This is a genomic window from Pantoea sp. PvP021, from assembly GCF_054056055.1.
The window spans coordinates 182,106-205,519 of record NZ_JBSRXX010000004.1 but is presented as its reverse complement, the minus strand read 5'-3'; the positions used below and the strand labels follow the sequence as shown (position 1 = coordinate 205,519).

General features: G+C 44.3%; 9 protein-coding genes and 1 tRNA gene. 1 reads left to right on the top strand and 9 read right to left on the bottom strand.

Annotated features, from left to right (window positions below; translation table 11 throughout):
- Positions 1-13: 13 nt before the first annotated feature.
- The 3 genes from ACVKSX_RS14015 to ACVKSX_RS14005 all read right to left on the bottom strand — a co-directional run bounded on the left by ACVKSX_RS14015 (position 14) and on the right by ACVKSX_RS14005 (position 7,174).
- Positions 14-88: transfer RNA gene (locus tag ACVKSX_RS14015), tRNA-Gln, on the bottom strand.
- Between the two features lie 2,461 nt (positions 89-2,549).
- The gene (locus tag ACVKSX_RS14010) at positions 2,550-2,753 is read right to left on the bottom strand and encodes an Hha/YmoA family nucleoid-associated regulatory protein (RefSeq protein ID WP_132499809.1); all 204 of its coding nucleotides are present in this window, start codon (positions 2,751-2,753) and stop codon (positions 2,550-2,552) included.
- 3,614 nt (positions 2,754-6,367) lie between these two features.
- Entirely contained in the window at positions 6,368-7,174 is an 807-nt protein-coding gene (locus ACVKSX_RS14005) for a hypothetical protein (protein WP_163762620.1), read from the bottom strand.
- An 812-nt stretch (positions 7,175-7,986) separates the two neighbouring features.
- On the opposite strand from ACVKSX_RS14005, the gene ACVKSX_RS14000 reads away from it, so the two are divergent.
- Positions 7,987-8,625, top strand: coding sequence for a winged helix-turn-helix domain-containing protein (locus ACVKSX_RS14000; RefSeq protein WP_307378521.1), 639 nt, complete (start codon positions 7,987-7,989; stop codon positions 8,623-8,625).
- A 1,548-nt stretch (positions 8,626-10,173) separates the two neighbouring features.
- Here ACVKSX_RS14000 and ACVKSX_RS13995 read toward each other — a convergent pair.
- The 6 genes from ACVKSX_RS13995 to ACVKSX_RS13970 all read right to left on the bottom strand — a co-directional run bounded on the left by ACVKSX_RS13995 (position 10,174) and on the right by ACVKSX_RS13970 (position 23,292).
- On the bottom strand, positions 10,174-10,815 hold the full coding sequence (locus tag ACVKSX_RS13995; RefSeq protein ID WP_307378525.1) for an HAD family hydrolase: 642 nt from the start codon (positions 10,813-10,815) through the stop codon (positions 10,174-10,176).
- Positions 10,812-11,888: a zinc-dependent alcohol dehydrogenase gene (locus ACVKSX_RS13990; protein ID WP_307378528.1), complete on the bottom strand. Its 1,077-nt coding sequence runs from the start codon at positions 11,886-11,888 to the stop codon at positions 10,812-10,814. The genes ACVKSX_RS13995 and ACVKSX_RS13990 overlap by 4 nt, the downstream gene beginning before the upstream one ends.
- The gene (locus tag ACVKSX_RS13985; protein ID WP_307378530.1) at positions 11,885-13,147 is read right to left on the bottom strand and encodes a class-III pyridoxal-phosphate-dependent aminotransferase; all 1,263 of its coding nucleotides are present in this window, start codon (positions 13,145-13,147) and stop codon (positions 11,885-11,887) included. Before ACVKSX_RS13985 ends, ACVKSX_RS13990 begins: the two co-directional genes overlap by 4 nt.
- Before the next feature lie 2,294 nt (positions 13,148-15,441).
- Positions 15,442-20,664: a conjugative transfer relaxase/helicase TraI gene (gene traI, locus ACVKSX_RS13980; RefSeq protein WP_354439143.1), complete on the bottom strand. Its 5,223-nt coding sequence runs from the start codon at positions 20,662-20,664 to the stop codon at positions 15,442-15,444.
- A complete protein-coding gene (gene traD / locus ACVKSX_RS13975) occupies positions 20,664-22,802 on the bottom strand; it encodes a type IV conjugative transfer system coupling protein TraD (protein ID WP_163762615.1) in 2,139 nt (712 codons plus the stop codon). Before traD ends, traI begins: the two co-directional genes overlap by 1 nt.
- Before the next feature lie 22 nt (positions 22,803-22,824).
- Positions 22,825-23,292, bottom strand: a complete 468-nt coding sequence (locus ACVKSX_RS13970; protein WP_163762614.1) for a lytic transglycosylase domain-containing protein — start codon at positions 23,290-23,292, stop codon at positions 22,825-22,827.
- Between the last annotated feature and the right edge of the window lie 122 nt (positions 23,293-23,414).

Here is a 23,414-nt window from a genome sequence, read left to right as displayed (position 1 = left end):
AAGTTATAATGAATGGACCGCCGTCAAGGATTTTAACCTCGTCCTCTGGTCTCAGGAACCAGCACTCTGTCCATTAAGCTAACGGCGGATAACACTATCTAATCGAGTCGGGGTGCCTAATGCCGCACACCTGTTCCAGCTTTTGCGCAAATCCACATCACCAGCTCCTGCATCTTATCAGCGACCTGTCTGCCACCTTTGCTGACAAAGCCCCGAATGAATGTCCTACCTTACGTATCGGACCTCCGTTGCTTTGTCATCACAGTCAAACATACATATTCAGCCATTCAGTTGCTGATGGCAGGCAGGTATTCGTTCCGCCCCGCCTGTCATAAAAAGAATAGTAATGAACCGTAAGTTCATATTCTTATCATAAAAAGTCCCGCCGAAGCGGGACCGCGAATCTGGTGCGCCTGTTTATCGTCAATGATTGCAGTACCGTCCCTTCCTAGATAAGGCGCATTAGGATGTGACAATTGAATGATAGTCACTGTTTGAAGAATTTCAATAAACGTTCCAAAAATAAATCCATATACTTTACAGTGTCCGCTTAACGCATTTTTGCAGCTGTTTTTCCCCGCTTAACAACAGAGCTCATTGAGTAGCATATAATTATGTTTTAACATTATCCGGGCCTCTGCAGTTAAGTCAGGTCATGAATTCCAGATTGTCTTTGAAGCAATGCTAAGTATATGCGACATATCTGCAGCATGCGCAGAGTTGTCACAGACATACGGTCAGCGAATTCTTTGACATACGGCATGCCTCGCTTTTTGTACTATAGCTAGGCGGTGCTTGTTAAGCGAAAGGCGGGCATGACACAAAACCACGTCAGGGATTACTTCAGATGATCAGCAGCCGAAAGGGAACGTATACTGCACAGGCTTTCGTGTCGCGCGGGGACATTACAGCCGGTTCTGATCAGGCCAGATCTCACAGGTCAGAATACCCCGATGCCGGTCATTTCCAGTGAAATCCATCCAGTCTGAGAGAGTCTGATCGAATGCGCTATGAAACCGGTTTAAATGACACAAAGAACGCTGAGGCGCTGTACAACAGCATTGGATAAACTAAGTTGATGCGTGCTCCGTTCTGATACAGATCTTAAGAGACTGGCTATCCATGAGCAGACATCTCAGCTGTGAGCAACGATAGAAACCATAAAGTGTTATCGGAGTTTAACCCACCAAAGCGCACTTGCGGAGCTCAGATACAATGGGCAATAGGTTATTAAAATTCTCAGGAGCCAGTGGACAGCCACTACCTGATTAGAAAAAACGAATCAGAGAATACGCATTTTACTGCAACTTGTACATTCTGGCAGGTCAATCTCAATCCTCTCCTGAATAGCGTTCAGCAAAGGCCTAGTGTTATCTGATTCGAGAGCGCCGAATGCTTGAAAAAATTATAAAAAGCTTTGCCGCTCAGTTTTATACTTTCACAGTAGCAACATTCTCTGACCCTTTGCATCGCCTGCTAATCCCACACTATTCCATCTGCAGCACAGACCTTTAAGATGTAGCGGGTTCCAGGCATCTTCATTACAAGATCACCTGTCATCGTATCCACTGTAGTGAGAAGATTACCAGAGAATATATGCATTCATGTGTAAAACTTACAGTGAAAGCCGAAAGATTACCTGTATGACCATAGCAACCGCACCTGTGCAAATCGTATACTGTGCAGGTCAGTCCCACTTACTCTCTACAGTGGTCTGCTGACAGATCCTAAAGCTGAGCGTAAGCATTGCTCAGGAAAAATGACAGACTCTGCATCTGAAACACATAAAACACCGACTACTATACCGACGTAATAATGCAGAATAGTATTTAAGGCAGTCACAAATATATAGCTATCAGTAAGAGATAGTAATGCTGCAACTGTAGATTTCTTCAAAACACGCTTTCAGGGCCGGTCCATGAGAAATAGAATTTTTGTACAAGTCGCTTGCTGAAAAATACTGGGCGCGACTTTACGGTTTTGATAAAAAGATGCTTGTACCTTTTCCGGCCCCTCCACAGCAGTTCGCAGCTTTTTCAACGGTATCGAACAAGATTCAGTAGCTTATCAGGAAGACGATTATCGAGAGATAACTTAGTGCAAATAAATGCCAGGGCAGTTTGATATGTAAAATCTTATGTTCAGGTTGAAATTCATGGACACTATCCGGTTGATAGAAAAGCAAAAATTATACAGGCGGTTTATGTAAAAAATCGTCCTGAATTAATGAGAAATTAATCATATGATATTCAGCCTTATTTAACACCCGGACAGGTACCTTATCGGGAGAAAAGTAATAGTCGTATGGCAACGGCCTAAACCAGCTGACATATAAACAAGAAAGTAATATGCATTACTGACCTGAAGGCATTACGTGTGACAGGTATTTTCCGAACCAGCTTCACAGGATTATAAGTGATTTACAAAGTGAATATGAGATCCATCGCGCTCCGGCATAAAAGCTGACTTAAAGTTAAGAAATTACTGAATCTGCCGGTGATTTACCGGCAGCTGCAGAATCATGTCGATACATAACTATTGAAGTACTGCTATTCGACATAATGCCATACATACTTAGGTACGCGGTCAAAAAGTTTTCCAGCAGAAAGCTCTGCCTTTCTGTGATCATAAGCTCCCGTCATCGCGAAATCTTCGGATGGTTCACCAGTATAACTCAAATGCTCATAGAGCTTATCAAGCGAAGCCAGTGTATGGATGCGGCGGAATTTATACAGCCATTCAGTACGTGTCATTGGAACCTCTTATACTTAAATCAATTCAAGAAAATTTGCAACAAATAGGTGTTTTAGAAAAAGTAAAGCATCACAATAGTGGCCTTATATTGCTAAAGAAAAAGCAGGCAATGGCAACATTCGAGCAATGATTTTCATTTCAATAGTTTATAAAAATTAGTGTTTAAAATTAAATGCCTTTTCCTAAGGCTGGCATAAATACTGATACTGTTTTCAACTCAAATCCCTCTCAGATGCTGAAATAGCGATCATATCGTTTTTTTAAAAATCATGTCCATCGTTCATGACCGATCCTAATTAATAGCACAACCAACAGCAAAGTCGTCATTCAGTATAGCAAATGAATAATATCCTCAACCAGACTACAGATGCTAAAACGACATTAATTTGACATAAATATAATTGATTCTGCATAATTTTTACGAAATATTATATTTTACACAGAAATTGCAACATGTCAGATGCTATGTCAGTAAACTCCCTTTAAATTAGCAAACTGACCCAAAGCCTATACATCAGAGATTTTTCTGAATAATTTGTTATTGCAAAGCTTATCATTAACGAGGTTCTGTCTGAACACAAACAGGCAGATCATCATGTTAAAAATATGGGAATGTGAAGATAACAGATAGTAATTAAATTACTAATGAGATAAATATTTGAATAGAATAGCACCTCATTAAAAACCACTCTCAAAAAAAGAAGAACCTAGACTCTTTAAAGTAATAAATGAGTGCTAACCCTAACTCCTGAAAATCATAACACTACAGATTAGTATTGAAGACAACAGGTACGGAAAACCAGTTACAAGGAAAGTGTAAAACTAACCATTGTTTTTAAATAACTCAATAAAAAATAATAAGTATAATTCATCTCACCAAAAATAAGCTTCATAAATATTTCGGAATCTTTTAAGAGTGACTTCCCCAGAAATAAAAATCAAGAATAGAAAAATTATTTAACGTGCAGTTAAGAATTTAAGGGTTTTAATATATAAAATAAGATCACTTGGAAGCTCATGTAATTCATTAAGGAAAAAGGCACGCTCAACTACAACGATGCCACTACCTTCAGCGAGCAACCTTACAGTACAATGAGATACTCGATCGATAATGGCTGAATTTAAACGGAAATTGAACTTTAATGATAATGTTTACTGACCTGAACATTTCGTGTAGATCAAATCAAATTAGGATGACCCGAGTACAACTGAATTGTACGACCTTTAATATCGCAAAATTAACAACTACCATCTCAGGAGAAAGCCAATAAAAATAATTAAACCAAATGATGACCTGGCAGGAGTAAATGCACTCATATTGTTGATTAATAAGGCATTTATTGCTTAAGCTGGAAATAATTAAAAACAATAATAACCTTTACAAGCAGATTAATGAACATTTAATTTTAATTTCAACCCCTACAGACTTATAATAAGCTGCATTAGATTAATATATAAATCATAATTTTTTAAAGGATATGACATGACAATTTATTCAAAAATCTCAGCAAATTTTTCAGATATTATTACCACACTTATCAATGATGACTCCCGAATTTCAGAGCCAGCTCTTCAGGAAGAACTTATGGAAATGTATCTGATAATCGGATCTTTGCTGAAAAGGAATTTCAATAGCGCTGACTCCAATCATTCTGAGTAGTTTTACATTTTTACTAATGGCGAACCCTGAATAGCGTATATGATTCTATGAAAAACGATGTAAATGGATTGCTGACCAAACAGATTTTTATACGTCTAACATGATGTGTAAGTACGCTATCTTAAGCTACCGAGGCAGCGCTGACAGCTGAGTTCTTAACAAAAAAAGGCAATGATGAGACTTAAGAGTTACTGGAATAATACGTCCATTGCCATCATCTTTATCAAGACAGTAATAATTACTTTCAGCAGGAACGAAAGCAGAGCTAGTAGTTCTTAAGTAAAAATAAACCTGATATGTTATTTCATACACAAAATATAATGAGAAATAAATACAAAGTAAAAGAAAACAGAAACAGCAGGATTGACAACAATGTATCTGATAAACGCCAATGGATAGACAAACCTTAAATGCAGTGCCGGTTCAGCTTTCTTTAAATTATTCCACTCATAAGTATAAATTTTCAGAAATTTTAGTTTATTCCTGTTTGTCGTCTTAACCTGTAAAAAGAACCACCAGTCCAGCCCAGGTAAGAATACAAAATAAAAATAAGGATATCCAGACCGTTCTTCTGCTTAAATTCATACATTCCTCTTGGTACAATTACGTTAAATATTGTCTGATCAGATATTTGCATATAGTTCCAGATCCGGATTGATAATGTACTACTTGATCTGCATTTCATCAACCTTCTCAATTAAGCAAATATCAAACAAAAGTTTAATCAATTAGACCTTTTGACCTTGCATTATAAAATTAATTGAATGACTTTACTCAGCCAATCATCAGCAACCTATTTTCTGATGTCATCTGTAAATTAACCGATGCTTTTAAGAGATTTGAGGAGTGGCTTAATTTTTTTAAGTATGTACATAGTCTCGCGCCAAGTGTAAAGCATTCTTCTCCATTTATACTAAATCTAATGAGAATATCTGCGTTTTTAGTTGTAACAATATTGACGCTGAAATTGTTCGATGTATCAATCAAGCACTTTTATTGGTTTGAGAAAATGAGGGTGCATGCTATTAATTCAGGCAGTAATACGCAGTAAATTTCCGACATTCACCCCCTGTACTAACAAATTATAGGTATTTTATAGTTAACTCCTTACAGTTCAATGGAAGCATGTTGTAACAGCATAATAAATGGATACTGAAGTTCATGTAAATACGCAGCTTTAGCGAACTCTCTTTTTTTTGACAATCATGTCCGTCATGCCTACCGTTCACTGAAATGTACTTCTGAAATCGGAGGTCGAAGAGAATCATATGACTTGTAAATTTTTAGACACGTTCAACGCATAAATTATATTAAATTTTTATTTTATTATTGCGCGTTGCTGGCTCAGTGTGCAAAGCTTATCCTTAAAAGTGCATTTATTGGAAACAGGCTACTATAGCTATGACTGGAATTATCAAAAAGCTGTTCAGCCTACAGATAACACTACGTTTAACTGCAACAATCAGAGGGAGCTCACTTTATGAGAAAATAGTTTGTAAGGGCTTTCGCGAGAGACATACCTTAAATTTATTTTTTACCTTCGAGCGTTTACAGGATAATAATTTATTTCTGCAGTAAAGCTTTTCTAAAAAAACAACTTCATTCTGGCATGCGAACAGAAGCATTACTTAGATAGTGATTCTCATTATTAAACGCTTATCAACCTGATATGTGTAAATTATATAAAGCTTTTTATAAAAAAACTAATAACTTACTTTTTCATTCTCACAGTATTTCTGGCCCATTAGAAAGAAAGTATGCTAAATCATGCAAGGGTTCGACATTCATCAGATCACCGATTGTAATGGATACGACTTTGCGACTCCGTATTATTATAGTACCTATGCTGATAGATTCATTAAGCCTTGCCACGACTTAGTAAGGTTCATACCCATAAAAAGAAATTTCAGTATCTTTAGGTAAAGATATTCATTCTTATAAAATATCTGTAATTTACACATCGTTATCACTTCCATCGTCTGTAGCGCCACACTTGCCTGAACAATAGAAGAACTTACTAACACAATCAGCTATGTTGGGTTCATTGTCCTGTTTTTGTTCTTTAATAAAGATATTAGCACTACTGATATCCTCATTATGAAATAAAAACATGATATATAACGATTTTTCGGTCTGAGGAACGGACTGAAAAATTTTTCCAGCAGGCAAAAACATATAGTCGTTTTCATCAAGCATAATGCCGCTTGCAGGAAATCCGTTCACAGGATCACATGCTGGCATTGGTTTGCCTGCATCGTGCGAAAATTGGTGCATTGAAAACCATGCTGTCTTTCCAGTGACCTGGATAACGAAACGGTCATGTGAATTATCAATCGTTTCAATGTCTACTTTATCTTGAGTAAAACACAGAATTACGCGCACTTGCTCAGTTCTGGACCCATTCAGGCATTCTGAGATCATACGAACCGTATCAGAAACTTCGCTGCCTATGTCAGTGACTAAAAACGCCTTTCCCCTGCTTCTTAATGTGATTGCCTCGCATGGATAGTTGTGTTGCCTGAGCACAAATCGTAATACGCAGGGTAGAACTTTTGGCGCGCACGTGCTTATTAAATGGCAATAACTTGTAATCTCTTTCCTGCTACAAAATATTCTAGAAAATGCTTCTGGTGGAATTATGGAAGTAGCATGGGAATCTATATGCCCAGTGGAATATTTTCCTGTGTGCATATGGCCAATAAGAGTTGTGAAGTTTGACTTTCCTGTTAGTTCTTCCAGGGTTTTAGGCTTAAACGACATAGTAGCTTCCTCCACACAAAGTCAGTGCTCAGCACTCAGATTTTTATTTTTCTAAGCAAAACTCTTGCAGTTTTGGCCTATAGTTTTGCCCTTTAAGCCAGGATCTTTTTTACTACTTGTAACAGTGGGTTATACAGGATTAATGCCATTCTCAAGGTATTTAAGAAATTTGAGGTAAAATCAGTCTAGGTACAGACCTGCCCTGCAGCAGATCTACTGAATAACCAACAGTCAACCTCATGCGAGATCATAATATACATGGGATAAGAATTATAATAAACGTCGAGAGAATAAATAACAAAAAATGTATATTTTGTGACGGTTATTGCCAATGCTCTAGACATTAAAAAACATTCAAACTTATTGTGTTCCATAAGCAAGATAATTCTTTCTAACTCTGAAGGATTCATATATTTTTAAAATTAATGATTTGGACTTTAAATTGGTTCAACATCATCCCAGAAACCCTAATTACGAGAAACCTTTTTTTTCTGAATTTGCATCATTTTAATACTTAATCAATATGTTTTTCTTGATTATTGATAAAGTTACAAGTTCTGAAAAGCTTCAATTCTGGGTTTTTTCATCAAAATCATTACAAAATGATAAAATTTTCGCATTTAGAAAAGTTAACCTCTAGTCGCTCTAACCTTCTGTTTACTAAGAATTTTAAATGTGATAGCATGTTTGACAAGCATTAATTATTAAAGAATAATTAATAAAAGGTTATTATTTTACTTATTGCCTGACAACCTATTGAGTTTATCCTGCTACAGACTATATTTCCTAGCTATATATAATAGGGGGGCAACATGTATCTCATAGACAACCAAGTCTACTTCAACTATGCGTCAGGTAAATTATTTGATCTCCATAATGAATGCTATTTGGGAGAACATGCTAAAGAGTGTCTGACGTTGTTATTAGAAAAGAGTGATATCATCGTGACAAAAGAAGAGATCATGCAAAGAGTATGGCGTTCAAAAGGGATCGTTGTTTCCGATAATGCTGTCAGACAAACTATGCATATCATACGTAAAACTTTTAGCAGATTTCCTTTAAACCGTCAGATAATTATCACTATCCCCAGAAATGGGTATATGATAATCAATGCGATTGAAGTATCTGATAACGATGACTCTCTCATAAAAAATCAAAGTCGCAGTGCTGAAACCAGTTGGACTACTCTCAACCTGAAATTGCTTAGTTTGTTAAAAGCTTTATGGCCCGGATATAAAGGTCTCGCTTTTTCGTTGGTTTTATCTGCCGTTGCATGCATTAGCTATACTCATTTTGTTGGGCAAACATCCGAGCAACCTAAAAACATTGACATTAACTATAAGTTTACAGACCGAAATGAACAAATGGATCCATCGGATAATAACCGTGAACAGCTTGTAAAAGAAGCGGATAATATTACCACACTTTATAATCCCACTTCAGGAAAATAAAAATTTCGTTATCGGCACTTAAAGTTTCAAACACCAGGGAAGCAAAAAAATATAACAACAAACACTGTGAATCTGATTCGCATCTGACAACCCTCTAATTTTATTAAACTGGCTTATCCGACTCTCACATTAAGACTTAAAATATTTAATATCGTACAGAAGCTATGACCCGTAACGAAACATGGTAAAAGTCTTAGTCCACACTATTATAAATTGAATTATATTGATTGCTGCCAGGACAGAAAATTTATCAGAACTAGACTCACTACCAATTATGTGCTATAGGTTGTTCAAAAAAATTATATTTATAGTGCCTCGTGTTACTCACCTAATCTTTTCCACCGATCAGGCTACTGATTCATATGCATCAGTATATTCCACTCGTGCTGGATTTTATAATACGTCTTTCCGGGTACATCTCTTACCTATTCCAGTTTTTTATACAACTGTTAGTAATAATGATCTTTTTTATACTTTTCGCTTCGCCATCTTGTTTCTAACTCTGATGGCGTCTGCTGATTCGGTGCTGAATGTGGACGAAATTCGCTATAATATTTCTGCCAGTCATTAGTGACTTAACTGATGTGATATATATCGCCGGACTTAAGCTCGTTCAGATATTTATCACGTAAGCATCTATTAAAGCCATCGATTAATTCAATCTATGTTGGCTCGCCATGCTGGATAAGCCGTATGCTCGCTGACTCTGCACAATGTTGTCCATATTTTGCGATTCCAGAGCCTCTGAATTCTGAAAGCGACGCTGATCATCAGGTGCTCATCCGTTCAATCATCTAAGCAGATCAGACCATCAATCCGGCTTACACTGGCGCAGAAGCGGAAGCCGCTCAGTAGTTAGTTTCTTACGACGACGTCTGCGCCCAGGCTTAGCGGAATAAGATGATAAATGCGCATCAGCAGCAAGATGCTGTGCCTCCCGGCGCCAAGTAAGCAGTGTCAAATCTGTGAGCATGCAGGAGCGACGTTTCGACATACCGATCGTAACACGCATCGACGCCACGGCTTCACACATTTGATTTCAGTAATTATGCTCAAGATCTACCTTAAAAATCTTCTAATCCAGCATAGCTTTAGCAAGAAAAATCCTGATTCTGTCGTTCCCTTGTTAAAATGACATCAGGCGCTTAATCCCAGGCATCTCCATGACGCTATACTTCTTGCGCCAGGCCTTAAACGTGGGCTCGCAATTGGTTACTCAGCATAGCTTGCGCTCGAAAAGCCCAGCTTCTGCTTCGTAGAAAGTACTGGTGATCTGTTCGCCGGAAAAACGCTGCTTTATGGCAATGTTCTCACGTAACTGATGAAGCTATTACTGACATTGGATGTATTATCCAATGAATTGTAGATCAGATTATCTACTATCATTCTTAACTTTGCACATGGATTTAATAGCACCCTGGTTCTCAGAATAAAATCAGCTATAAAAAAAGTCCGCACGAGGTAATAGCGTGCGGAAATGAATACGGCATGCAGTTGTCTCAACCCTATGTATCCAAGCTTTTAAAAGAGGCCAAAGGACTTTTGCGTTTAATTCAGATTCGAATTCAATATTGCATTGAGTGCATATATCTCATCTAATGAATGAATTACTTTAAAGGCGCTGGCATAGCTTTCTTTGTCCGAAAGGGCATGTGGCCAACCATAGACATGTTTGATACCAGCTCCGGTAGCTGCTTCAATACCAAGATCTGTATCCTCGATAACTATTGTCTCATCTGGATGAGAACCAAGACATTGCAACATCGCAAAATAGGGATCAGGGTAAGGTTTTGTCCTCTCGGTATCATCACCACTGATAAGTAGTTGCTTAAACGGCAATTCCAGTGTAGCTAGATTTGCAAGGCAAATCTCTCGCGGAGCAGTAGAAACGAAACCAAATGGGACATGATTTTCAATCAGCCCCTGGATAAACTTACGTATTCCCGGGCGCAAATACTGAGGTCCGAGCATAGCCTTATAAGCACTGACAATTTTGAATTCAATTTCTTCATGTCGTTCAACATCAATTCCAAGGCATAATAACGTTTCTTCCAGACTAAGACCTATAAGATCCCGAACTGAAACCTCGTCAGTATGCTGGGGAAGGAGATCTTTTAGCACGTCAAAATGCAACTGCTCGCTGTCGACAACCACACCATCTATGTCAAAAATCACGGTTAAAGTATTCATATAATATTCTCCCGCTCATTGGATGGTATTCGCAGTAGCACTTTACAATTTGGCTCGGTGATTGGTAGCTGCTTTTTCGCTGCTATGTCACAACCCACCATGGCAAAAGCCTGTATGTAATTATCATAATTAAAGGTATGGCTGATCAGCTTGCCGGCCGGGATCTTGCCATCCCGAATCATCGCATAGGCGCGCTCAAAACTGTTGTTAAGCGAATCTATAGAACCTATCACTGACAAACTTTTATCCGCGATATTCAATATATCCAGCTTTGCTGTAAAATTTTTCAACGCCACATTGAGCAGCTTTCCACCTGCCGCTAAACGGTTAAAAAGAATTTCAGAAAGATTACCTGTAGTATCAACACACAGATCCAGCTTTTCATTGTCACAACCGTACTCTTCACGCATAGCTTTATTGAAGTCTGTATAGATACGTCCTCCTTCAGGCAGAACATCTTTTGCAAAACGGTAACGATGCTCATTTTTCTCAACCAAAAATGCTCTGACACCGCGTAGATGTAAACTCCATAGATAAAGCATTCCCATTGGACCAGCACCGATCACACAAGCACGAATGTTAGTATGCGTAATGTTAAGCTTATCTACACCTGTGATGGTACAACTCAGAGGCTCGGTAAGGGCACCCTCCTCAAAACTGACATGATCATCGAGATGGAGTAAGGAGTCTTCCTTTGCGCGATACTGATCTGCAAAGGTGCCATTATAGGAAACACCAGCCTCAGTTCCCTGCTTGCGTTCGCAGTGGTTAGAATTGCCTGTCTCACACATGCGGCATTTTCTGCAGGAGTAAGTAGGATTAATAACTACACGATCTCCCTGTTTGAATCGGGATACTGCTGAACCTACATCCATTACTCTGCCTGTTGATTCATGACCTAAAGTTGTACCAGCGATAGCCACAGGATAATCACCAGTAATGATACCAATATCTGTGCCGCATAGACCGCAGACCTCAATAGCAACAATAACTTCGTCGGAATCAATACAATGCAAAGGAGGCACGTCAACAGAAGATACGTCCCATACACCGTTAAATCTTAGTGCTTTCATCCGATGGCCCTCTGAATAGAGTTAATATTTTGTGCAAGTTTATTGAATGTGCGATCCAGCTTGTCAGCGATCTCGTCGATGTGACTTGCTCCACAGATGAGTGGAGGGCGTACTTTAATAGCGCGTCCTTTGCCGTAACGTGAACCCCGAATAATAAGTCCAAATTCAGCTGCCAACTCAATAGCCATCGCAGCTATTTCCGGACTTGGTGTATCGAAACCGAACATGTAGCCCAACCCACGTACATTTGTAATCAACTCGTGTTTATTCTGTAATTCAAGTAAGGCATTACAAAGGTAAGATTCATTAAGCTTCACATTTTCAAGCAATTTTTCATCTTCGATGATAGCGATAGTCTCGTGAAGAGCGGTTAAAGACAAAGGATTTGCACCTGATGTATTGGAATGTTCATAAGCTTCGAGCACATCGAGTTTACGATTCATCAGAATGCCGCCAGTAGGAATCCCGATACCGCCTGCACCTTTGGCAAAAACGATGATGTCTGGCTTAAGCTCACTGGCATAGCCTGTTGTAGCGAAAAAGGTGCCAGTACGTCCAAAACCGGTTTGTACTTCATCTGCAATCAATATTATGTTGTATTTATTGCAGATTTCTCGTAGTTGACGGTAAAACGTAACAGGAAGAACGATATTGCCGCCATTACCAAGAATTGGCTCAACAATAAAACAAGCGATATTGCCACTTGAACCAAAATGAATAAAATCCTCTAACTGAGAAAAATGGTCCAACTGAAATGATTTAGCGTTTTGCTTTCCTGCGAGTTCGCTGTCAGGTAAAGGGATCTTGAATGAGCCATCAATATTTGATGTAAAGTGATGAAGGCGAAATGCATTACCGGATATCCTCGCGGTGGCCAAAGACTGACCATGATGTGACTTAAACAAAGAGATTACACCAGATCGGCCGGTATACTTTTGCGCCATCCGAATCGCTCCCTCAACAGCACCGGAGCCTGAAACATCTCTTAGCCAAAGAGAATCAATTCCTTCGGGCAAATATGGTTTGAGTCGAATTAGAATTTGCTCAGAAATTGGCTTCGTAAAAGCAGAGCTCAGATGAGTACAGCGATCAATTTGCTGTTTAATCTTATTTGCAAGCCGTGTATGAGTATAACCAAAGGGGAGGTTAAAAGTCCCGGATGCAGCATCAAGCATCACCCGCTCCCCATCATGCAGATATGGCCCATCGCCTTTGAACTTGCCAATCAGGCGCTCAAAATCATCAAATTCACTATTCATTTATTTTCTACCTGTCAATTATATTAATGATAATTCAGTGACTTTGTATGCACGTCATATATCTAGCACGGCTTATTTTATAGACTCATGGTAAATCCATAACCATTTAGGTTACTCAGTGAGATGTAATAGACACGCTCATAACGCCATTCTTAAATTAGGTCTTCATTTTTCCACTCCGCTCATGTTCATTCAGTGACTTTTCCTAAGAACTTAAAAATTAAGATTCCTGTGCAATATAATGCTACACCCAATGATAAAACCACTGCATTAAGCATTTTTAACTCATTAAAAAAAGTGATTAACGGTTGAGATGCAATTTAAATAAACATTAAGACAATAGCTTACAAAAATAACAACAATACAGCGCACCAATCAACCTCTCAGAACAAACTCAAACGCGTCAATTAAAAAAGGCTCAGGGTTGCAGATTAAATTTAATAAGGCTTAATATATTTGACATCCAAATGCTGGTGATAACAAATATCACGAAAACACTCTTTATCCCATAAACTCATACCCTGCTGCCTATGAAACTGATTATTTATAGCGCAGGTTTTATCTGCAACCTTGTGCTATTGCACCCAGTGGCTTAGTGAAAATAATTGCATTGATGTAATTTACAATTCGTAAATGAATACATAATGTAAGACATTATTAATACAATGGGATTTGTCGATGTTTTTTTCATACTATGATAGGCGAACAATATAGAGGTGAGGTTCGCAATTTTAAATAAATTAGAGTCAGTGTTACTGTTTTTTCTGAGCTTTCAAAAGAAAAGCTGATGCGGATTTTATTGCAGAGCGTAAATACTTTGTAAGTGATGAGTAAATATTTTTTCTCATAACAAAACCTGTATGTTTGACTCTGCAACCTGTTCACTTGTAATGTACGAGATAGTCATATTCCTGGTGTTCAGAAAATACGGACCTAATTCAGGAAAGATTGATCTTGACTTTAAAAAATTTACAACGTTTTTGAATCCTTAGCTTAAGACTTATATTGCCGTCCGCGCATTTCTTTCCCAGATCCCTCAGATAAAAAATTACTCTTACATCGTGGATATAATCACCACACCGAGTTAACTAATTTAATGCATGTCATACTTACTCTTCTTTTAAAAGCCTTGTCAAGTCATGGGCAAAATTTGTATCGGTCTGCATTTTTCAGGTACCCTGCGATCTGATATAGATTCTTATGTTTTGGGTAGGCGTTCGACCCAGCCAGTAGCAATACTGGCCGCGATCAAGAAGCGTTTTTCCATTATATTGCGCTGTAAATAGCTGGAGCATTGCCGTTGAATCGTCTCTTAATCTCAACTTGTAACAGGACCGATGACTTTAATCCTTTCCTTAAGGAAAATGCCTGATTTGCCAGTCTGGAAATCGGGTAAACTTTAGCACAGAAGATTTTTGTATATCGTAGATGCGGGGGGGATAACACTTATTGGTATCGCTGTTGCTTACAGTGTCTTTTCTGGCTAGGATTTCCGTCAGAGACTATTTGTCTGGATCCTAGTTTCAATAGTCTGTGTTACCGGCTATAAGGTATTTATTCTTACTGACATAAATCAGGCCTGCTTTGTGCAATTGTACAGACCCTCAGAATCAGGTTATTAATAAAGTTTATCGGGCTGTGTAAGAATAATTAGACTGAATGCCATTGTCTTTCAGGAGCAGAGCCCACGCTTACGTCGGGAGCAGCGCGGGCATACACTGCAGGCAGGCCGTTCAGCAACAGCGGCACATTTTTATTCTCACTCGGGTCTCGGAGGTCGTGAGCGGGCAGGATTTTCAATCCTGGACGAGAGGAACCGGTCAACCAATGAGCGGCAGGCTGGCTTGTCAAGCGGATTCGCGGGTACCCAGCAGGTTCAGACCAGAATATGTTTTCCTGAACAACTACATGTTAAGAAACGATAACAGCCTCAGCATATGCTGCGCGACACTTGCCATGGGCAGCAGCAATAGCTTGATATTCTGCTTCACTTAATTGTTGAAACGCTGAAAAATGGGCTGACTGGCCTTTATCCTTTCACTGCAGAAATATCGTAGTTATTACAGGAAGCCCAGGGAGTCAGCGATGACCGGCGTAGTGATAAACACAAAAGCAGAATTGAATTGCGCGTTTAGTGATAGTGACGAGGCGATCAAACCGTGGAGATACGCTCACCCGTGATATTTAAGGCGTGCTCCCGTTACCCGAGCATTATCATCCTCGCGCAAAGCAGCATCCTGATGAGGAAGTGCTTTGTGTTACAAGCTACTGACTGAAAAGGCATACAACCGGCGTCAATTCTCGAAAGATTTTTCTTTCACGATGTCTCGCTCGATCTGCTTCAGAGTCAACACCTGAGCGGGCTTATCCTCTGCTTCCGGCTCTTTCCCTGGTGTATTGTCTCCCGGCACCTCAGCAATATCCCGTACGGTAAGCGGGTATTCCTCCTCTTTGAGCTTACCGGCCAGCAGTCCTCCCTGGATATCATCTGACTCGCTGATGGCGGCGAGTGCCTCTTCCGGGCGAATATCCTTCTCACCTTTACCCTGTTTTTCCAGGGCTTCGCGGGCAAGCCGTTCAGCCTCCTCATCAGCGCTCTCCTTCGGCTCAGGAATGAAGGGCAGGGGGTCTTCCGGTTTCTCGGCCACATTGCGGGCAAACTGCGCGGTCAGGCTGTCATCGACTACCTGCTCAGCGCCATTGATGCGGCTGATATTGAGCGGTAATCCGTCGCCATCTATTCTGACGATCACGCCGCTGTCGGGATACTGTTGCGCAAGCTGCAACCCTTCAGGCAGGCTCTCCGCTATGCGGTTTTCCCCGTTCCTGCTGTGTTGAATCCCCGCAAACTTAGCATCGCTGCTGCCAATAACCCGAAAATCTCCGGGTAAGGACACGCCGTTACGCTCATCCGCATTTATCGTCAGAATCAACACGCCTGAACGGTTGCCGTTGCTGTCCCACAGCGCGAACGCCAGCCCCGGCTGCGGATGCCGCCTGACGCCCGGCACAAACAGGCCCTGAGACTCACCTTCAGCCAGCCCGTAGTTCTTCAGCAATGCCCGGCCTGCGGCAACATCGGCAAGGGGGGAGGCACAGGACAGAATCCCCTCTGCCGTCCTGCCCGCCCGATCCTCGCCCGCCATCAGATAATCATGCGCGGTACGATCCCCCTTATTTTTACTCAGTTCAGCCAGCCATCCGGCTCTGTCATCGGTGTAAACCTGAACATGCTCTTTTGTACGGGACAACGTAACGTAACCACTTTCCTTTGTTGCCATTCGTTTTCGCCCTCCTTCAGTCCCTTCAAGCGTAATGACAAAGCGGGCACTGGCCCCCTGTGCACCGTAGGCTGTGACGGCATACCCCAGATCAGTATGCCTGTCTGCCGGGTCATTCAGGTCAAGGCGGCGGGTAAGCTGACCATCCTGGCTGCGAAGCGTCATGCTCTGTCCATCGATCTGCTCCACGTTCCAGAAGCTGTTTCCGGTATAACCGCGCTCGGCATCAGAACGGGTAAACCGCATTCTGTCGCCCTCACTGACGCTGATAACCCTGGGCTGATAAATCTGTGCATCCTCGGTACTGTTCTCGAACGGTGACAGGATTTTCTCCCACCCGTCATGCCCGGTAAGCGTCACCAGCCCGCTTTGCCGGTCAGTGCTGCCGACCGTCCAGTATTCCCGGTTAATCAGTGCAACTTTTCCCGTCAGAGCAGCCCATCCCGTCAGACTACGAAGCTCATTGTGACGGACGCGAACCGGGTCAAGAATGGTAATCTCATGCTCGTTTCTGGTTACTCCCGCTCCGTTCAGATTATCGTGAATCAGGCTGTTTATTTTCTGCCTGTCTGCATTGAGATGCGCCACCGTCAGCGTGTTATCACGAGCCTCAGATGTCCGCCCTGCAAAGTCAGCTGCTATCGCCTCCGTCACGCTGGCGGGCATCCCGGCTTCACGTAACGCTTTCGCCTGTTCTTTATCCGGGCTGACCTGCTCAACAGAAGACGCTGGCATAAATGCCCCGCCTTCCCTCGGCACCACATCCGGCGATACGCCTTCAGCCTTCTCCAGTGCGAGTGCATGTTGTCCTTCAATCATGGCATACACCACTTCCCGAAGTTCCGGCGTCTGGCGCACAATCTCCTTCATAATGGCGGTATCAACGGCGCTGCGCTGCTGCATCAGCCGGAACGGCTGCCCCGGCTCAATGGCCCGCAACTGAGCATCATCCCCGCTGGTAATAGCCCGCCCGCTGCCGGTGGTGATGGCCTGGTAAGCCTCACTCATCGCCCGGTTGCCAATCATTGACGCCTCATCAATCAGGAACAGGGTATTGCTGTAGTCCGGTTTCTCACCGTTCATCCGGGCCTGTCTGTCTTCCCAGATAAAGGATTCCAGCGTCTGCGCCCGGACGCCTACGCTTTTCATTTCCTCTACGGCACGGTGAGTCGGAGCCAGCCCCACCACCTCCGGTCGCAGGTCTTCCGGCAAGGTATCCATTGCCGCCAGCATGGCTTTAAACTGCGTGGTTTTACCCACACCGGCATAGCCCTGCACTGCCGTAAAGCGGTCGCCGCTTTCGAGCACCATGCGCGTGGCGGCCTGCTGCCCTGCCGTCAGCCCCGTAAGATGCTGTTCAGGCACCGACGCCATCAGCGGCGTGATGCTGCCTTTCCCTTCAGCGATATGGCGCAGAATGGCCTTTTCCATTTCAAAGGTGGATTTTGGCAGCATCAGTCCGGCCTCCAGCCGGATAAGCTCACCGTCCTTTACCTGGCGGTTAATCTCAGACTGGATAGCCGGAATGCTGACCGCTGAATTAATACTGAGCGCGGCACTGAGCAGTTCCGGGGCCAGGAACGCTGTTTTTTTATGCTGCACCTGATTGAGAGCCAGATACACGACCTGAGCCGCCGGAGTTCGTGGCAGATCTCTTGCGGCATCGAGTGCGGCATCAACCCCTTTCGCGCCGGTGGCCGCTTCCACCTGAGCGCTTATCACCCGCACAGCAGGGCTGCGGGCAAGTTTTGCCTCGCCCCGTTCAGCATCCATAGCGGTAAATATCCTGATGTCACTGCCGCTGCGGGTCAGGGCATTGAACATATCATCGCGCATCTCACGCCCGCTGAGCGCGGCCAGCACCTTTCCTTCAGGCGCGATCGATTTACCCGGAGATTCAACATAACGGTGTTCGAGCTTAAGGGCGCGCGTGGTATCGGTCTGGATCACTTTCCCGTCTTTTTCCAGAACAAGCACGCCATCACCTGCGCTGACTACGCTGACCACATCCTGCGCCTTCAGCTGTCCCTTTGCCTCACGTCCGATAACCCGCAGCTGATCGCCGGGGGCCATCTCCAGCGTCCGGGGCTTAAAGAGGCTCCATGAGGCATCAATCTGGCTGATTTTCTGATGCTGCTGCTCCCCGGTCTCATTCACAAGGCGGAGAACGTTAGTTTCAGCACCGACACGATCAATACGCCAGCGCTCCATGTTCTTTTCGTCCGCATTCCAGCGCTCCATCACCATCCCTTCGCGGTAGGTATTGCGGCTTTTCCGGTTCTTACCGTAGAGCCAGACCGGTGACAATGTTTCAATCCGGATATCATCGCCGGTGATACGCCCCTGCTCACGTAGTGCATCACGAATGTACCCCGTCAGTACCTGTTGCTCACGCTCACCGGCAACCTGCGCAACGACGCTATGTCCGGCGGTAATATCACGGGCATACTCTGCGGCAAGATGGCTGTAGCGAACTTTTTTAGCCGCTTCAGACGTAAGCTGTGCCACCGGCACGGGCGCGTCATTGAAACGATAGTGGGCGGCACCTTCCTCCTGAAGAACCGATAGGACACTGCCTGTCCCCTGCCGTTTACCGCTATCCATAAGCAGGATCTGTGCACCGCTTTCCCGCGCTTTTTCCATCAGGAATACACTTTCCTTCAGCCCCAGCGTTTCGGCCTCCACGACAATCACGGTGGTATGGGCGGTCAGCGGCAGGTCTGCTTTGAGTGCGCCACGTCCGGCAATCAGACCGGACAACGCTTCACTGTCACCCAGAAAGGTTTCACTTTTCTGGTCGGCGGCCAGCACCGTAACCTGTCGTCCCTGTGATACCGCCAGTCCGGCAAGCCGTTCTGTTCGTTCGCGCTGTACCGCTGCGCCCCCACGGCCATAGACAATAGCAAGTGGATCGCGGCTGTCAGCCAGTACAGCACATACCCCGGTAGCGGCGGCAAGCGTCCCGTTCAGCAGGGCATCACCGGAGACAATCGCGCGACCGGAATCCATATGATCCCGCGCAAACTGGCGAACCGTCAGTTCATCAAGCAAATGAATATCTGACGTAAAAATTCCTTTATCCTTATCGAGCGCAACGAGACGGCCCTGGCTAATAGCGGAATCTATCCCTGCCCTGGCCCGCTGCACCATATCCTTTTCCGCTGGCAGCAGTGACACAATGGTGGTCAGGACTTCACTGTAAGCAAACTGCGCTTTTTTATCACTGAGAGACGACAGCGCCTGCGTAATGGCCTCTTTCAGTGCAGGTTCAGCCTTGAGTGTCACGCTGGCCGGATAACCCGCTTCCGTTTCGCTGCGTTCTGCTGGCTGCGACTGGCTGCGTTCACGGGCAGCCAGGATCGTCTTATCCGGATCAAAGTCGTAGTACGACAACACCTTATCCCACTGTTCACGCCTCGCTTCCCCCTCGACGAACTCCTTGTTTTTACGGGTATCCAGCGCAGCAATCGAGCGGGAAAGAGGACTTGCATCCCGCCCTACAGCATCATCAATCTGCGCGGTTCGCTGAGAAAAGGCATTGATAACCTCCCGTGGCACTTCGGCCAGTTCGTACATGCCATGCGGCCCGCTTCTGACAGTCGTGTAACCACAGTCTTCCAACATCGGGCGCAAATACTCGCGGTAAAACTGCCCGTAAGCGAGTTTCAGATCGTAAACGTGCTCACGAATGCCGCTGCGCTGGCGGGTATCACTTCCCAGTGCGTGCCATTTATCATCATCAGCGTGGGTAACATTGAACAGCAGGCCGTGCGAGTGGAGGTGCATTTCACCTTCACGGTTCGTATCATGCGTATAGACAGCCGCAACCATATTGCCGGTTGTCACCGTAGTGGTGATGCCGTCCCGGGTAAGGCGGGTATTGACACTTTTCTCCACTTCGAGCATTGCCAGTCTGACCGCCTCATTATGCGCATCAATAAGCCGGGAATCCCCACCCAGCAGGGCGAGAATGGAAAGACTCTTGGGCGCACCAAAGGTCAGATCTATGCCAGGACGGTTTGTTTCATTACCCGCAATCTGACGGGAAATCACCGTGCCATCAGGCAGATGGCCCCGCATCATTTCATCGAAAACCTGGGGGTTCACTTTTCCCTCAAGCTCCAACATCGCGGCCCCTTTTCCCAGCCAGTGACCATCGGCATTTTCCAGCGTCTCAAAGCTGGCTTCGCCGCCGTAATAGCTGGCGTCGCCCTGAATCGGTGCAACTGAAAGCATCACAACTCCATATCAATTTCATGTGACGGGTGGTGGCTGATATTCACTTCCTCACGGCGCACCCCGTCGCATGTGCCGTGCTGTGTCTCCTGCTGCCAGGATTCATACGCTTCCATATCGACGACCTCGCCCTCCGTACTGACGCCATGAGGTATTTCGTTCTCACGGCCACCGCCACGGGCGGGTTTATTCGTCACGGCGAGCTTTTCACCAGACGGGCCGGTTGAAGATGGATTTGACCCGGTGACAGCCGGTGCAGGCGGCACGCTTACGGGGTTGCCCGCCGGTGCCGGATCGGTTTTCACCTGAGTGTCGGAAGGGATGAACAACTTTCTCGCAGCCTGACGTTCGCTGCTTTCCTGCTGACTGATTTCCTGCTCAATTTCAGGGTCGAGAGACGTTTTCACGTCGCGCTCCAGAATGCCTTCCGCGACTTTAGGCAGTGGCTGGTATTTCAGGGTGAGGCGAACAACGGGATATTTGCCGGGAAGCGTGACGAAGCACTGAAGGTCTTCCAGTCCCTGAACGTCTGAATAGCTGACTATCGATACCCGTTCTTCGTCTTTGCCGTAGCTGATACCGTCGCGCACTTCATCCGTACCAAAGCTGGTCTGTTCAGAGAAACGCTTGCGGACGGTCTGACCGATATCTTCTTCAACAAATTTCGCGATGGCCGCGCTGGGTGAGCGGAAGAAAAATTTGGTATTCAGCAAGTCATAGATGGCGGCGGCAAATTTGGGGCCATAAGTTTCTTCAAGCTGCGCATAGGACTGGAAACCCAGCACGAAGCAGCCGCCATATTTGCGGGCCTCCGCAATGATGTAGGGCAGATTAGGCAGCTTATGTAGGGAAGGCAGTTCGTCGTAGAAGAACCAGACACGCCGGTAGCGGTTCTCATGCAGTGACAGAAGGTTGCCGGACGCAATCCCCAGCCACATAGAGATCAGCGGCTTCAGCGATTCATGGTGACGCTGGCTGGACGTGATAAACAGCCACCCGCTACGCTTTTTATCGCCGTTACCCTGCATCCATTCACGAATAGTGAACGGTTTTTTACCTTCGCGATCGATACCCTGCAAATAGCGCAGCGACTTCACATAGTTGGTGAGAACGCTTCGAATCGAGATAGCCGTTTTCTCAATGCTGCCATCTACCAGCGTGGAAGCAGGCGTTCCGGCCAGAAAGTCACGCAGTTTATCGAGCTTGATTGCCAGCAGAGTGCGCAGGAAGCTGTTATATGTCCGCTTCTTATCACTGCGCATCTGCTCCGCACCTTCAGCAAAAATCGTCCTGGCCGAACCCTGCCAGAAGGGATCGCCACTGTTTCCCATAGGAATAAGCGTTTCGGTGACAGCTTCCAGATCGGGCAAGGTCGGGCATTCAGCCCACATATCCCAGTTGGCGCAGCGCCTGTCCATCGGGTTAAGAAGGGTGTCGATGGATTCGTCGAAAAATTCCTCTACAAAGGTATTCCCTTTGTCATAAATAATGACGGGAACACCGGCTTCACGTAGCCGAAGTAATTTCTTACGCATCAGCGTGGATTTACCCGTACCGACCGTACCGTGCATGGCGAAATTCTGTATTTCTGAGTCTTTAACTATCGGCAGGCCGTCAATCACGATATGTGAAGCTGTTCCCCGCCTGCGCATAAGGCGGGCAACAACTTTGGGGTTGTCTTCCAGGATACGGCCACCGGTGATTTCATTATCGCTGGCCTTTTTACCAACCCGCCCGATGTACCAGAAAATACCGATAACCACGATAAACGTAATTATCGACGCAAAAAGTCCGGAAAGAATGAGTTCATTCCGCAGTGTGATGCCACACCAGACGGTGTACTTATCGGTAAGGATTTTGTCGTACGTATAATAAAGAGTATTCCCGTAATACCTCACGGGGTAAACGGGCGGCTTTCTTATAATTGAACCAAACGGTATTAATGTATGACTCCACCAGTAGACCAGACCATTAAGAAAGGTTTGAGTGTTGAGGCGAATATAAATAATAAAACCTGAAAGCCCCAGCCAGCCCAGAAAGACATAATAGAAAAGTATGTTATTAACCTGCAGGAACATCCGGAAACGCATAAACGTGACCTGGCCGCCCTGCGTAATATCACGGCCTTTAAGACTCATCTTTTTTCTCCGGCGAGAGGAATTACCTTTTTATTTTTTGCAAGCGATTAACGCGGACGTAGAGGTTATAAATAAGGTTGGCGTAATGTTCCCGCTTACCGGCATTCTTATCGGAGAAACCGGCGTTGTATGAACCCAGACAGTGCCAGTTAACACCACACGTCCGTAAATGCTTTGCCAGTATCCATGCACCTATCTGTACATTCAGGCACGGATCATTCAGTAAACCCTGCGGGGAGCGGATAACCCCCATTCTGACCAGTTCAGGAATGTGCCTGCTGTTGATTTGCATCAGCCCATAGTCTTTGCCTAGTCGCGGGCCGTTATCATTGGTGATTCGCGGATTGAGGCTACTTTCCTGCATGGCAATCGCTTCAAGCAGCATCGGGTCAAGGTGGTAGCGTTCTCCTGCCTGCACGAAACAGAACGCGCTGGCATTCATTGAGCACAGGCAGACCGCCACCAGTATCAGTGATTTAATGAGTCGCATAGATTTATTCCACAGAAGAAGACAGCCTGAAAGGCTGCATGATTAACTGGAGAAGGTTAGAATACCTCTCCAGTCATCATGTATAGATAATAATAGGGGTGGGGAATAGTCGTATAGACGAC

Excerpts from the sequence above, each read along its gene's own strand:
- ACVKSX_RS14010 (WP_132499809.1), bottom strand. The coding sequence starts at position 2,753 with ATGACACGTACTGAATGGCTGTATAAATTCCGCCGCATCCATACACTG.
- ACVKSX_RS14005 (WP_163762620.1), bottom strand. The coding sequence starts at position 7,174 with ATGTCGTTTAAGCCTAAAACCCTGGAAGAACTAACAGGAAAGTCAAAC.
- ACVKSX_RS14000 (WP_307378521.1), top strand. The coding sequence starts at position 7,987 with ATGTATCTCATAGACAACCAAGTCTACTTCAACTATGCGTCAGGTAAA.
- ACVKSX_RS13995 (WP_307378525.1), bottom strand. The coding sequence starts at position 10,815 with ATGAATACTTTAACCGTGATTTTTGACATAGATGGTGTGGTTGTCGAC.
- ACVKSX_RS13990 (WP_307378528.1), bottom strand. The coding sequence starts at position 11,888 with ATGAAAGCACTAAGATTTAACGGTGTATGGGACGTATCTTCTGTTGAC.
- ACVKSX_RS13985 (WP_307378530.1), bottom strand. The coding sequence starts at position 13,147 with ATGAATAGTGAATTTGATGATTTTGAGCGCCTGATTGGCAAGTTCAAA.
- traI (WP_354439143.1), bottom strand. The coding sequence starts at position 20,664 with ATGCTTTCAGTTGCACCGATTCAGGGCGACGCCAGCTATTACGGCGGC.
- traD (WP_163762615.1), bottom strand. The coding sequence starts at position 22,802 with ATGAGTCTTAAAGGCCGTGATATTACGCAGGGCGGCCAGGTCACGTTT.
- ACVKSX_RS13970 (WP_163762614.1), bottom strand. The coding sequence starts at position 23,292 with ATGCGACTCATTAAATCACTGATACTGGTGGCGGTCTGCCTGTGCTCA.